Raw genomic sequence first — 13,693 nt, 5'->3', positions numbered from 1 at the left:
CCCTTCTAGCTAAGACTCTTTGCCATTGAAAGCTCTAGATTAGTACCATTTAAAAGATTTTGCGATAATCACCAACAAAATGAACAATACAAGAATTCCTCCGATTTTGAAGTTATCGTGTCCATCTTCGTAGCTCATTTAACCACACCTCCTATACCGGATTTAATAGCATTTTATGCACTCCCTTATGATTTGGATTACGCTAGTAACTATTTTTATAGAGTTGAAACCAAATTCATAATATCTTTAGCTGCTTTATGATATGTTTAGAGAAATAATAATCTATGAATTAGGAATTTCTACCACAGGAGGAGACACATGGAACAAAAAAACAAAATCACATTAGCAGAAGCATACAACAAGAGTGAGTACCCTATTCTAGGGAATGGTAAGTGGAATGTTCAGATGCTGAAGGAGGCATTAGAGCATGTAGACGGGACAATGGCAGGAGACCGCTATGGAACAGGCAAAGTGATTGAAGATTTTGAGCGTAAAATGGCTGATATGTTAGGCAAAGAATCGGCAGTATTTTTTCCGAGTGGTACGATGGCGCAGCAGATTGCGATGCGAATATGGTCAGATGAGAAAGACAGCAAGATCGTCGCATATCATCCACTTAGTCATCTGGAAATACATGAAGAAGACGGTCTCAAGGAGCTGCATCACTTGGAGCCTGTCCTTGTCGGAGAAGCACACCGTCTGATTCGACTGCAAGACGTGAAGCAGTTAGGAGGAGATGTGGCATGTTTGCTGCTAGAATTGCCGCAGCGTGAGATTGGAGGTCAGCTGACGGAGTTTGAGGAGCTTGTTGAAATTTCTGCCTATTGCAGAGAACAGGGGATTCGGCTGCACCTGGACGGTGCAAGACTATTCGAAACAACACCTTACTATGGAAAGTCTGCAGCCGAGATATGTGCGCTGTTTGACAGTGTTTACGTCTCTTTTTATAAAGGAATTGGCGGTATTGCTGGTGCGATATTAGCAGGACCTGAAAAATTCACTACAGTATCCAAGGTATGGAAGAGACGACATGGCGGAGATTTGATCGGCTTATATCCTTACATTCTGAGCAGTGATTATTATTTCAATAAACGGATTGACCGAATGGCAGAATATTATAACCGGGCAAAGGAGCTCGCCAGCTTGTTCAATCAGTGCTCTGGAGTTAGAACTGTTCCACAGGTCCCCGTGACAAATATGTTTCATCTTCATTTTCATATGTCTGCTAGTGACCTTGCGCCCATACTGATTGATGTATATACACAAACAGGAGTCGGCTTAATCTCGTTTCTGCGAGAAGTTCACGACCAGGAATGCAAGACAGAGATTAGTTTAGGAGATCGTTACGGCGAAGTACCGCAGGATCGACTATATCAGGCGATTCAATTACTTCAGGAGCACATGTTAAAGTAATGCGATAGATTACGAGCTCCATGCATGACATTTTCATTCTATGACAAGTGCGTGCTCTTCTTCCTAGATAGGAAGGACCTCGAGCTAACGGATTTATACCATTGAGAACAAAGTATCGTGATGAGGATGACATCAACAATGTCTCCTCCATAATACATAAGCACAGCTCCGGCTTCTGCCTGTAAGATATCTACACCCGTAGGGGGGTGGGCATAAATATACTTGGACAGGATATTATGCCCTGCCGATGAGAGCAGCAAGATACAAGCTCTTAGTCTGAAGCTGACTCGATGTGGAACAGGATCCACATAGATTATTGAGCATGTATACAGGAATCCCGCTAGAAGCATATGAACATGGACGAACCAGTGCAGCCAGAAGTGAACATGCATTAGTGAATAGATGCTGGTCGTATACAGAAGCCACATACTTCCGAGGTTAATGAGTGACGCTGAAATAGGATGACTGATGATTCGGATCACAGGGCGGTTGAGAAAGGAAATGAATCTCCGGCCCAGTCGAACAGGAATTGTACGCAGGATAAGGGTCATCGGAGCTGCAAATACAAGCAGGACGGGAGCGAGCATTCCAATCAGCAAGTGACTGAGCATGTGATATCGAAAATCGTGATGAGCCGCATTAGCTAGAGGTCCGAAGACTGCGGCGAGTGCACATGCAATACCTAGCAGCCAGAAGAGAGTCCGGTGTATCTTCCATGTTCGCAGCTTTTGGCTGGACACAATAGCCGCAATCATATATATAATCATCACTGTGATGAGAGGCAGAGCAAACAAATATAGAGGAAGAGAAGACTGGGCTGAAGAAATGTGATTATGAATCGGCATAGGCTGAAGCTGCTTCTGTATGTTTAGTTTGAATAATCAGCATTACTCCAACAATGACTAGCACTATGGCAAACAGGTTCCAGATGATGTCGTAGACGAGTACATTCTCAACATACCTGATCTGATGAAGCAGCATGATCTTATGCTGGATCGTACCATCATATAATTGAAACAGACCACCGCCCAATAGAACACCGCCCCACCAGCGTTTCTTATGCAAAGCGTCCGTTCTCAGCAGATGAGCAAGCATAAATAAACCTCCGATCGTAGCAAACCAGCTGAAGGCGTGAAATATACCGTCGGATATAAGTCCAATGGAGGTCGTTGATTTATCATAGAAATGATGCCAATGAAGCAGCTGATGAAAAACAGTTTCATCAATGAAGCTAACAAGTCCTAGACCAAATAAAATACCAGACCATAGGTTTAATGATGGCAGACGACCCTGCGCTCCGACTGAGCCAGGGTTACGTTTTGTCTTCGATTCCGGCCGGCTTTGATTGTGCACGAGCAGTACCTCCTTGAGAAACAGATATGTATTAAGTTTTACCAGAAAAAATCATATGCAAACTTACTCCATTCAAAGCAATCGATAAGAACGATGCGATCTATCTATTATTATAATTTCAACATATGAAAAATTCATAATAAGAATACATTTAGTATACTTAGATACTTTACATAAAATGAAATACGATTACTTTACTAACATCCGATTGATATAAGAAAAAATGAAGTGTTAAAATAAATTTATCGTATTCAATAATTCAAGTGTAAACTATTACGCATTTTTTGTAACAAGAGTATAAAATAAAGAATAAGAATAATAACGTTTCAGATGATTAGGATATGAACATGATGCTTAATTAGGAGGTCGGAGGATGAAGGCGCATGAAATTATGATTAGTCCCGTCTATAAAGTGAAAGAAAGTGACAATGTGGAACAGGTTATTCAGAGATTTATCGATCATCGGATTAGTGGTCTTCCGGTAGTTAATGAACGCAATGAAATTGTCGGCTACATCAGTGACGGAGACATTATGCGTTATATAGGGAAGAAGGATGATATGTTTATATATACATACGCTGTTAATTTGAATTATGAGGAATATGAAGATCGAGTCAAACAAATTATGAAACTGAATGTGATGTCGATATGTAAGAAGAAAGTGATAACCGTATCCTGGAATGAGGATATTGAGATCATTGCCTCGATTCTCGGAAAAAAACAGATTAAAAAGCTCCCAGTACACCGCAATGGCGTTCTTGCAGGTATTATCAGCAGAGGCGATGTCATTCGCCATTCCTTTCAATCTCTTTTGTAGTTATGGAATATGATGTAGGATAGAAATAAGAAATCTCTTTATCTTCTTCATATCCAAGCCAGAAAGGGTGAAGTGAACGTGAAAAAAGGACTGACAAAAGCAGGTATTGGTGCAATTGATGACGTCTTGTTCATACAAAAAGCGGCAGAATATGGTTTTGAAGCCGTTGATCTGGATGCCAAGCAGCTCGTCGATACAATAGGACTGGAAAGTGCACAGCAGCTTCTCAAGGAACAGGGCATGATTATTGGATCTATCGGACTGGACGTAGAATGGCGAGGGACGGATGAACAGTTTAAGCAGGGATTAGAGGGTCTTGCCCTATCCGCAGCTCGTGCAGAACAGCTTGGCTGTAAGGCTTGTACTACATATATATTACCATCCACCGATGAGAAAGCGGCTTCATTTATGGCCAGAAGCATTACACGGTTAAGATCCTGTGCTGAAGTACTAGGTGTCTATGGCATACGTCTCGGTCTAGAATTTGTGGGGCCGCATCACCTAAGAACCGCATGGAAGCATCCTTTTATTTGGACCGCAGATGAGACGCTGGAGATGATCGACGCAATTGGCCTGTCTAATGTGGGATTGCTGGTTGATTTTTATCATTGCCATACAACAGGCTTAACTCCGAATGATCTGCTTCGTCTCAAAGAGAACCAAATCGTTCATGTGCACATAAATGATGCCTATGACCTCCCGATAGAACAGCTGCTTGATAATGACCGGGCTTATCCTGGAGAAGGTGTCATCGATCTCTCCGGCTACTTGAGCAGGTTGGCCCAAATCGGATATCATGGTGTTGTATCCCAAGAGATTTTGTCTCCGAAACAGCCGGAAGGAACTTGGGATGACTTATTAGCCCGCTCCCGCAGCGGATTTGGAAAGGTGTTCAAGTAAATGACAACAATAGATAAGATCGCATGGATTCACTTGCTTAACGGACAAATTCTAGGTGCTCGCAGTAAAGGCAAGGATACGTATTATTTGCCGGGCGGCAAAAGAGAACCTGGCGAGTCAGACGAAGAAACATTGATTCGCGAGATCCAAGAAGAATTATCTGTCGATATTCTTAAGGAGCGGATTCAATTATACGGTACGTTCGAGGCCCCGGCGCATGGCAAATCGGAAGGGATTCAAGTGATGATGACCTGCTACATGGCTGATTACGAAGGAGTCCTAAGCCCTGAATCCGAGATCGAGGAGCTGAAATGGTTGAATTATGCTGATCGAGAACAAGTGTCAGCAGTAACACAGCTTATTTTTGACCAGCTTCATAGCGAGAATTTGTTGAAGTAGACTTTATTCTCGTATAGGTTAGATGACTTGCAATTAAAAAGAATGCTTTGATTTATATCAAAACACAGTGAAGCTATAGAGCTTCGCTGTGTTTTTTTACTTGAATAATCCGTATAGACAAGTGTTTTCACTTCACGTAAACTAAGCAATAGACGCCATTCAAACTGGAATTCATTGGATTCTCGTGTTAAATGATATGGTTCTATATTTTAGCATGAAGAGAACGCTTTCGATGAAGAATCCGAGCCGTACCTGAGGATTCTTTTTTTAATGAGAGACGGCAGCTCGAAGCTTTTATTTGTACCGATAATCATGAATCAACAGCCTCGCCTATAAGGAAAAATGTTCAGGAGGAGAGATCAATGTTTGAAAAAATGAGGCTTACGATTCGTACCAAGATCATCATCGGATATTTCATCATTATCGTCTGCCTGGGAGCAGCGATATTTATCCTTGGCAGCCGGATCACGTCCATGGAGCAGGAGCTCGATTTTATTGCGAATCATGAAATTGAGGTACATAATCTGACGAACCAGATCGAGAAGCATATGCTCGATATGGAAACCGGTCAGAGAGGGTTTGTTATCGCTGGTGATGATCGTTACCTGGTACCTTATAATGAAGCCAAATCGAATTGGGAAGCCGATTACAATCTCTTGTATGATCTGGTATCCAACAATTCAATCCAGACCCAGCGTCTTGATGAGATTAAGGTCAATATTGAACAATGGATTGAGAATGCTGGTGAGTATGTTATTGGTCTGAAGCGGGAGAATAGTGATCAAGAAATAGCAGTCTATTTCACAAAGGATATTGGCAAACAGCTGATGGATCGGATGAGAGCCCAGTTCAACGACTTTAGAGCGACAGAAAAAGCATTAACGGATGAACGAGTCGAGTTACTTGATCAGCAAAATGCGGATTTCAGAAATGTGATGTATACCGTTATTATCCTTGTTATCCTCCTGTCTATTATCGTTGCTTATATCATTTCAAGAAATATAGTGGGAACCATCAAGCAGGTCAGTTCTGCCATATCAGACATGGCATCTGATGAAGGCAAGCAGCGGACAAGACGTATTACCGTTCGCACGCATGATGAAATCAGGGAACTAGGTGAAGTCACCAACAGACTTATTGAAACGTATGAGAAGAATGACTGGCTTCAGACCAGCATCAATGAGGTTGCCGTATCGTATCAAGGCGTAGTTGAAGTATCCAAGCTTACAGAAGCATTCACAATGAAACTTGCCTCCTTGTTAGATGCCTCCTATGCGGTGTTTTATATACGTAAGCAAGATCAATTGGTTAAGACGGCTTCATTTGCTTCTTCTGGAAATGGTGTGGGAACCGAATATTTTCGCATAGGTGAAGGGCTCGTGGGTCAAGCAGCACTACAGCAGCAGATGATTCTTCTTGACTCTGTCCCCGAAGGGCATGTGAAAATTTCGACAGGTCTCGGCGAATCTTCTCCTCGTCATATTATGATCTTCTCGGTTGAATTTGAAAATGAAGTCGAGGGTGTAATTGAGCTTGCTTCGTTGAAGAAATTTACGCTTGAGCATATTCAATTAGTGGAGCAGACACGAAGCATGATCGGGATCGCAATCAATAATGTCCTGGCGCAAATGGAGGTCCAGCGATTGCTGGCGGAATCTCAGGCGATGTCTGAAGAGCTCCAGTCTCAAACCGAAGAATTAAAAACACAATCTGAAGAGCTTATCGCCCAGCAGGACGAGATGAAGGCATCCAATCAAGCGCTTCGTCAATCGGAGGAACGTTTGCAGCGCCAGCAGCAAGACCTTGAGCAGATCAATTTGGATCTGTCTGTGAGAACAGAGCAAGTGGAAAGTCATTTGCGCAAGATTGAAGAAATTAACGAGCAGATCGAGAAACAAAATTATGTATTGGAGAAGCAGGCATCTGATCTGTTAATTGCATCCAAATATAAATCGGAATTCCTGGCGAATATGTCCCATGAACTGAGAACACCGCTTAACAGCTTATTAATTCTCTCTCAGATTCTGATGGATAACAAAGACGGGAATCTAAATGCGAAGCAAGTTGAATTTGCCGAGACGATTCATTCCTCGGGTAATGATCTCCTTCGGCTGATAGATGACATCCTGGATCTATCCAAGGTAGAAGCAGGGCAAATGAAAGTCGAGATGGATGATGTGCTGCTTGTGGATATTACGGACAGTCTTCGGGGAAGCTTTCACCCTATCGCTTTAAACAAAGGAATTGAGTTTAATATTGTTTCAGATGCACCTCTGCCTGAATACATTTATACGGATGTTCATCGATTACAGCAAATTTTGAAGAATCTCTTGTCCAACGCCTTTAAATTTACAAGTGAGGGTCAAGTCACACTTAGCGTCCATAAAGAAGAACGAAGATGTCCTTTCAATGAAGGCGAAGTGGAGCATTGGATTGCCTTCACCGTTGCTGACAGCGGGATTGGCATCCCGCTCGACAAAAAAGAGATCATATTCGATGCATTCCAGCAGGCCGATGGAACAACGAGCCGAAAATATGGTGGAACTGGACTTGGGCTGACGATCAGCCGCGAGCTTGCAGGATTAATTGGCGGACGTATTGAGTTTGACAGTGAGGAAGGCGTAGGCAGCACCTTTACACTATTCATACCAGAATACAAGCATGATTCAGATATCGAGATGATAAATGAGGCTGCTGTCGCAGGCGAGGAACCTCCACCCGCTGTGGAGCTGCTGAACGATTCTACTGCCGTTATCACGCACCCAGATTCACCGAATTCGGCCATCTCTCCCGAAATGGACCTATTGGATGATCGATTAGGCATAGGGGCCGGGGATCGCGTTCTGCTCATCATAGAAGATGACGTGAATTTTGCTGGAATCATACTGGACATGGCTCGATCGCGGAGGTTTAAAGGAATCGTCGCTCTGCAGGGAGATCATGGTCTTGCACTTGCACATGCTTATAAACCAGATGCCATTATATTGGATATTCAGCTTCCTATCATTGATGGATGGACTGTTCTTGAGCGGCTGAAGCAGCATCCGGAATTGCGCCATATTCCAGTGCACGTGGTCTCTGCAGCGAACGAACAACAGATGGGACTAACGATGGGAGCCATCGCATATCTGAAGAAGCCAGCTAACAAGGTTCAGATTGAAAATGCCCTGTTAAATATTGAATCCTTCATTAATCGTGACCTGAAACGACTGCTTATTGTTGAAGATGATGTTGTTCTAAGAAATAGTATGGTAGAGCTGATTGGTCATGACGATGTGCTGATCACCGATGTATCTACGGGTGAAGAAGCTCTACGGGAACTTGAAAAAGAACGGTTTGACTGTATGGTCATGGATCTAGGGTTAGCCGGCATATCCGGATTTGAACTGCTTGACCGTATACGGCAGAACGATCATTTGAAGCAGCTGCCCATCATTATTTATACGGGAAAAGAACTGACCATGAAGGAAGAAATTGAGCTCAAAAAGTATGCGGAGAGCATTATAATTAAGAACGTTAAATCTCAGGAAAGACTATTCGATGAAACAGCATTGTTTCTGCATCGTGTCGAAGCAAATCTGCCGGAAGATCGCCGCAATATACTGAAGAAGCTGTACAGCAATCAGACCGATTTTGATGGGAAACGAATTCTTCTCGTTGAAGACGACATACGCAACATTTTTTCACTTGTAAGTATATTGGAATCGTATGGATTGAATGTGATCTTTGCAGAAAATGGGCGAGAGGCGATGGATGTTCTTGCCGAGGATCCTGAATTTGATCTGATTCTGATGGATATTATGATGCCGGAAATGGACGGCTACCAGACGATGAGAGCAATACGTGGTAACAGTCGCTTTGAAAAAACTCCAATTATTGCCTTGACAGCAAAAGCGATGAAAGAGGACCGGCAGCTATGTATTGAAGCGGGTGCATCTGACTATATTAGTAAGCCGATTGATGTTGAGAAATTGCTTTCTTTATTGAAGGTGTGGCTTTATACGTAAAGGAGGCGGAGGATCATTTCTGATCATGGAGAATATACGCAGCTTGCTCCTCTGTCAGGTCAAGATAAGGAGCTTGAGAAAATAGAAGTAGAGCTGCTTCTCCAGGCGGTTTATCGAATGTATGGCTATGATTTTCGCAACTATGCTTATGATTCGATATATAGGAGAATCAGGCACGGAATGCAGTCCATAGGTGAAGAGTCGATCTCGGCTCTAATCCCTCAAGTACTCCATTACCCTGATCGGATGCAGAAGCTGCTTCGTTATTTTGTCGTTGGCGTGACGGAGATGTTCCGTGACCCGGATATGTTTTATTCTTTTCGTAAGAATGTTATCCCGTATTTACGGACATATCCCCATATTCGAATCTGGCATGCAGGCTGCTCAACCGGCGAAGAGGTATTGTCGATGGCGATCCTGCTTCAGGAAGAAGGCTTATACGACAGAGCCAGAATTTATGCAACCGATATTGATGAAGATGCACTTGAAAAGGCACAGATGGGCATATATCCCTTGAGAAATATGAAAGTGAACACCTATAATTATATTCGTTCAGGCGGTACAAGAGATTTCTCAGATTATTACATGGCACGCAAGGACTCTGTTATTTTTAATTCATCTCTGCTGAAGAACATTGTATTTGCTAGGCATAATTTGGTCACGGACCAATCGTTCAATGAATTTAATGTGGTATTCTGCCGGAACGTACTGATTTATTTCAATCGGGAGCTGCAGAATCGGGTACATCATCTCCTGCATGATAGTCTAGCTATGCTTGGATTTCTTGTACTGGGAGATAAGGAATCGATGCTGTTTAACAGTCATAGCCGCAAGTATGAAACGATTGACAAGCGTGAGAAGCTGTTTCGAAAGATCCAATGAACAGGAAACTATATTACTGAAGAACCTGCTGAAATTGCGGGTTCTTTTTTTGTGTGGAGACATCAATTTCAGGACTCCTGGGTATGATGAAATTGATTCGTTCAACAAGTAATTTTCAGAAAAAACTTGAAAAAGTACAACCAGAGAGATAAAATTGATTCGTATACATATAATTTGTATAACAACTATGGAGGCAGATGGATGAGAGCATTAGGAAATGAAGAGAAGTATGGATATGCGATAACAAGAACTAGCCGAGCGGTGCTGCGGTTTCTAACTGGATATTTAAGAAGCTATTCGATAACTCCTGAGCAATGGACTGTAGTTAAGAGAGTGTTCGAGCATGAGGGTATTACGCAAAAAGAGTTAGCCGCCATATCAGATAAAGATCCGGCAACGCTCGCTAAAGTTTTGGACATACTGGAAAGGGAAGGACTGATTGTTCGCAAGACAAACGAGGAGGATCGGCGCTCCTATCTCATTTACATTACTAAGCAAGGCGTGAAATTAAGAAATGAGGTATATGAACATCTGGAACAGGTATTCAACAAGGTTCTTGAAGGAATACCCCAAGATGAGCTAGCTGTATTCAACAAAGTGTTGTGCAGGATAGAAGATAATGCAGCCACTCATGCAATACATTTTTAGTTGGAAATCGAGGTAACAAGTATGGATAATTACAAAAATCATAAAAATAGCAAATATATAAAATCCACCGACAGACGCCGTGTACAACACAGCATTCCGGCGGAAAGGAAGTATAGAGAAGCTTTTGCAATCAAGCCCATTCCTTTAAATTGGTTTCGAGGAATTGGATCCGCTATAAGTGTAGGTATACCTTCCATATTAGGGTTTCTGAGTGGTAATCCGAGTCTTGGAATATTGGCATCCATCGGCGGCTTTACTTTTTTGTATGTGTCGAATGAAACCTATGCTCAGCGTGCGGTCCGTTTGTTTTGGGTTGCACTTGGCTTGACCGCTGCTCTAACGCTAGGCGCCTTAAGCTCCTACCATGTGCCATTAATGGTCTTCATGTTTGGAGTTGTTGGCGCGCTATCTGTCTTTATATTCAATCTTTTTCAAATAACGGGTCCAGGGGGGATGTTTTTTGTCCTTGCTTATTCTGTCGGAACGTCCATGCCACATGATCCAGGTGCATTGCCGCTAAATATAATGTGTGTACTGCTAGGCGGGCTGTTTGCTTGGATTGTGGGGATGTTCGGTTATTTGATCGTCCCTTATGGTCCTGAGAATAAATCAGTCTCTGCTGTATATCAGAGCTTATCCAAGCTGCTATCCGCTATCGGGACAGAGCGATTCACGGATCTTCAGCATCAGAGTGCCTCACTTATGAAGCAGGCGGAACGCACCTTAACGAATGGTAAAGTGATTGGCTCGCGAAATCATCAGTATTTAGAAAAATTAAAGAGATTAAATCTGCAAGCGAGCGAAATATTTATATCGATCATTGATGTCTCCTTGGAGAGCAAAAATGCAGCTGAGGACGAGCTGGCGCAAGCGTTGCAAAGGCTAAGCCATGCCATCCATACAAGAGATGCTAGTGTTCGTACGAACTATTCTCTGAAAGATGAATTTGAGGGTTCGTTACGAAATCTGCATCTTCAAATTGAAGCGGCGTATGCTATGTTAACGAGAGAAGTTGATACACCGGCTGGAGATGCTGTTACAGTGGTTAATTCGAAGCCTTCGATTCTTGATTTGCTGCGTAACGCATTCAGACCAGATTCAACGATTCTGTACACTTCACTTCGATATGGACTGGTGCTGCTCGTTGCAGCGGCCATCGCCTATGGTTTTCATTTCGATCGCTCTTATTGGGTTCCCTTGTCTAGTGCAGCTGTTATGGCAGGAGGCACCTATATCGGCACAGTATATCGAGGTCTTCAGCGTTCGGCTGGGACAATCATCGGAATATTAGTTGGAGCTGCTGTGCTGTGGTATGAACCGCTTGGTATAGTCATACCACTAACTCTAATGATCTTTCAATTCGTTGTTGAGCTTATCTACGGAAGAAACTATGCACTGGCTGTATTATTCCTGACACCAAGCACGCTGCTGATCGGCACAACCATTCAGCCTGCTTTGACCGCAGGATACTTTATATCGGCCCGTATTGTAGATATTATCATCGGAAGTATTATCGCTATTGTGGGTTCATTGCTGCTCTGGAGAACAAGGGCCTCCAGGAAACTGCCAGAGACGATGTCCCATGCAGTTCAAAAAGAAGGAGACTTACTGCTTGCAATACTAAATGAAGATCCAGTTCATGATAAGCAGAAACTAGAGCATGATCTGCGTAATGCATTGATTCAATTAAGAATGGTCTACGATGATGCTTTTGCGGAGTCTATTAAAAAAAGCGGCCGGATCGCCGTGCTGTGGCCGGCTGTTGCAGACTGTCTGCATCTGGGATATGTTCTGCTGGCAGCAGCAAACAAAAATGAAACCGAAGCGATATCTGATGAGGATAGGCTAGAGTTTCGGCGTTATTTTGAAATGCTCACTCAATCCATTAAGGATAAGAAAGATCCAGTAGAAATAAATATCCCCTGGCTCTCCAAGTTCCCAGCGATATATGAGGATCTAGTACAGCTCCAGCATTCCCTGCGTATAGGGGAGAAGGCGACAAGTTAGGTCGAATTATAAATAGAAGCACAGATAAAGAGGCGAATCCCTTGATATAGGGATCCGCCTCTTTGTGTTGTTTGCGTGGAGATGGAGGGATCAGATTGAACTCAACGAATAGAAACGGACCCCAGGCTGGGGTCCAAGTGTCGTTTTGAAGATGGATTAGTATTGGTTCGACTGTCCACCGTCAATAGGAATAACGGCACCATTAATAAATTCGGATTCTCCGGACAGAAGGAAGGCAACGAGACGGCCTACTTCTTCTGGTTTACCGAAACGTCTTTTCGGATTGACGCTGACAAATTCCTTGCCTGCTTCTTCCCAACCTTCTTCCCCGCCAATCTGCTTCAAGGAACCCACGACCATTGCAGTCATGATGGCACCTGGAGCGATGGCATTGATGCTCAAGTTGTACTGACCGTACTCGATTGCTGCATTTTTTGTCATACCGGACACGGCATGTTTACTTGCAACATAAGCTGCTTGATTCAGAACTCCGCGAATCCCGCCGACTGATGCTACGTTCACGATGGCGCCGGACTGCTGCTCTTTCATTACAGGAAGTACATATTTCATACCATAGAAGACACCTTTAAGGTTGATGTCGATGACTTTGTCAAACACTTTGCTGTTGTATTCTGCCGTAGGAGCCTGAGTACCTTCGATCCCAGCATTGTTATAGAAACCGTCAATGCGGCCAAATTTTTGTACTGTATCATCTACATATTTCTGTACCGCTTGCTCATCGGATACATCGGCAGTAAGAAGAAGGATCTCTGTTTCGGGTGCGGCTTCAAGAATCAATTTCTTGGTTTCTTCAAGTGCGGTTTGATTGAGGTCAACCAGTGACAGCTTGGCTCCTTCCTTAGCGATCTGAAGCGCTGCGGCTTGTCCTAATCCGGAGCCTGCTCCAGTAATCAATACAACTTTTGAATCAAAACGTTTATTCATGCTCCATTCTCCTTTGTTAAGTTAATTATACGGAATGCTCATCTATGTAAATCAGTAAGTTGAATTGATTCATGTAGATGATAATAGCGTTTGCAAGCGAAATTCATTAATAATCATATATCACAAATAATTCACTTGACAATAAACAAAGCTCTATTCAATGTCCTCTAAACAACAGCACACTCTATTATGTTCACCCAGGAGACAAAACTTAAACATATGTAGATGAAATGTTCGAATAAGATCCAAATTAATGGTTAACTCGACAAGTTTTATGACATTCATTGAGCTCCGACATCATATGTTGAGAATGATGGTTCCT

Annotated in this window: 11 protein-coding genes; 8 read left to right on the top strand and 3 right to left on the bottom strand. The window is 42.9% G+C overall.

From position 1 onward, the window contains the following. Positions 1 to 318: 318 nt before the first annotated feature. Entirely contained in the window at positions 319 to 1,413 is a 1,095-nt protein-coding gene (locus tag BLW49_RS00475; RefSeq protein WP_090722562.1) for a threonine aldolase family protein, read from the top strand. 38 nt (positions 1,414 to 1,451) lie between these two features. Here the strand turns inward: BLW49_RS00475 and BLW49_RS00470 are convergent, their stop codons facing one another. Together BLW49_RS00470 and BLW49_RS00465 are read right to left on the bottom strand one after the other, a co-directional pair. Continuing rightward, positions 1,452 to 2,258: a cytochrome c oxidase assembly protein gene (locus tag BLW49_RS00470; RefSeq protein WP_090722560.1), complete on the bottom strand. Its 807-nt coding sequence runs from the start codon at positions 2,256 to 2,258 to the stop codon at positions 1,452 to 1,454. Continuing rightward, a complete protein-coding gene (locus tag BLW49_RS00465; RefSeq protein WP_090723765.1) occupies positions 2,245 to 2,697 on the bottom strand; it encodes a DUF2243 domain-containing protein in 453 nt (150 codons plus the stop codon). Before BLW49_RS00465 ends, BLW49_RS00470 begins: the two co-directional genes overlap by 14 nt. A 442-nt stretch (positions 2,698 to 3,139) precedes the next feature. On the opposite strand from BLW49_RS00465, the gene BLW49_RS00460 reads away from it, so the two are divergent. The 7 genes from BLW49_RS00460 (at position 3,140) to BLW49_RS00430 (ending at position 12,426) form a co-directional block, all read left to right on the top strand. After that, on the top strand, positions 3,140 to 3,583 hold the full coding sequence (locus BLW49_RS00460) for a CBS domain-containing protein (RefSeq protein WP_076310853.1): 444 nt from the start codon (positions 3,140 to 3,142) through the stop codon (positions 3,581 to 3,583). Between the two features lie 78 nt (positions 3,584 to 3,661). Next, positions 3,662 to 4,483, top strand: coding sequence for a sugar phosphate isomerase/epimerase family protein (locus BLW49_RS00455; RefSeq protein WP_090722559.1), 822 nt, complete (start codon positions 3,662 to 3,664; stop codon positions 4,481 to 4,483). Then, entirely contained in the window at positions 4,484 to 4,882 is a 399-nt protein-coding gene (locus BLW49_RS00450; protein ID WP_090722557.1) for an NUDIX hydrolase, read from the top strand. It begins immediately after the preceding gene. Between the two features lie 362 nt (positions 4,883 to 5,244). Next, positions 5,245 to 8,889: a response regulator gene (locus BLW49_RS00445; protein WP_090722556.1), complete on the top strand. Its 3,645-nt coding sequence runs from the start codon at positions 5,245 to 5,247 to the stop codon at positions 8,887 to 8,889. A 12-nt stretch (positions 8,890 to 8,901) separates the two neighbouring features. Beyond that, complete coding sequence (locus BLW49_RS00440) at positions 8,902 to 9,771, top strand: CheR family methyltransferase (RefSeq protein WP_076310850.1); 870 nt, start codon at positions 8,902 to 8,904, stop codon at positions 9,769 to 9,771. 201 nt (positions 9,772 to 9,972) lie between these two features. Continuing rightward, the gene (locus tag BLW49_RS00435) at positions 9,973 to 10,419 is read left to right on the top strand and encodes a MarR family winged helix-turn-helix transcriptional regulator (RefSeq protein WP_090722552.1); all 447 of its coding nucleotides are present in this window, start codon (positions 9,973 to 9,975) and stop codon (positions 10,417 to 10,419) included. 21 nt (positions 10,420 to 10,440) lie between these two features. Beyond that, positions 10,441 to 12,426: an FUSC family protein gene (locus BLW49_RS00430; RefSeq protein ID WP_090722550.1), complete on the top strand. Its 1,986-nt coding sequence runs from the start codon at positions 10,441 to 10,443 to the stop codon at positions 12,424 to 12,426. 156 nt (positions 12,427 to 12,582) lie between these two features. Here BLW49_RS00430 and BLW49_RS00425 read toward each other — a convergent pair whose 3' ends face one another. Then, positions 12,583 to 13,371, bottom strand: coding sequence for a glucose 1-dehydrogenase (locus BLW49_RS00425; RefSeq protein ID WP_090722548.1), 789 nt, complete (start codon positions 13,369 to 13,371; stop codon positions 12,583 to 12,585). Positions 13,372 to 13,693: the final 322 nt, after the last annotated feature.

This window comes from Paenibacillus sp. PDC88, assembly GCF_900106725.1.
GTDB lineage: Bacteria > Bacillota > Bacilli > Paenibacillales > Paenibacillaceae > Paenibacillus > Paenibacillus shunpengii.
This window is presented reverse-complemented; position numbering and strand designations above follow the sequence as displayed.

What these genes read in the sequence shown, in the direction of transcription:
- BLW49_RS00475 (WP_090722562.1), top strand. Translation starts at nt 319, where the DNA reads ATGGAACAAAAAAACAAAATCACATTAGCAGAAGCATACAACAAGAGT.
- BLW49_RS00470 (WP_090722560.1), bottom strand. Translation starts at nt 2,258, where the DNA reads ATGCCGATTCATAATCACATTTCTTCAGCCCAGTCTTCTCTTCCTCTA.
- BLW49_RS00460 (WP_076310853.1), top strand. Translation starts at nt 3,140, where the DNA reads ATGAAGGCGCATGAAATTATGATTAGTCCCGTCTATAAAGTGAAAGAA.
- BLW49_RS00450 (WP_090722557.1), top strand. Translation starts at nt 4,484, where the DNA reads ATGACAACAATAGATAAGATCGCATGGATTCACTTGCTTAACGGACAA.
- BLW49_RS00445 (WP_090722556.1), top strand. Translation starts at nt 5,245, where the DNA reads ATGTTTGAAAAAATGAGGCTTACGATTCGTACCAAGATCATCATCGGA.
- BLW49_RS00435 (WP_090722552.1), top strand. Translation starts at nt 9,973, where the DNA reads ATGAGAGCATTAGGAAATGAAGAGAAGTATGGATATGCGATAACAAGA.
- BLW49_RS00430 (WP_090722550.1), top strand. Translation starts at nt 10,441, where the DNA reads ATGGATAATTACAAAAATCATAAAAATAGCAAATATATAAAATCCACC.
- BLW49_RS00425 (WP_090722548.1), bottom strand. Translation starts at nt 13,371, where the DNA reads ATGAATAAACGTTTTGATTCAAAAGTTGTATTGATTACTGGAGCAGGC.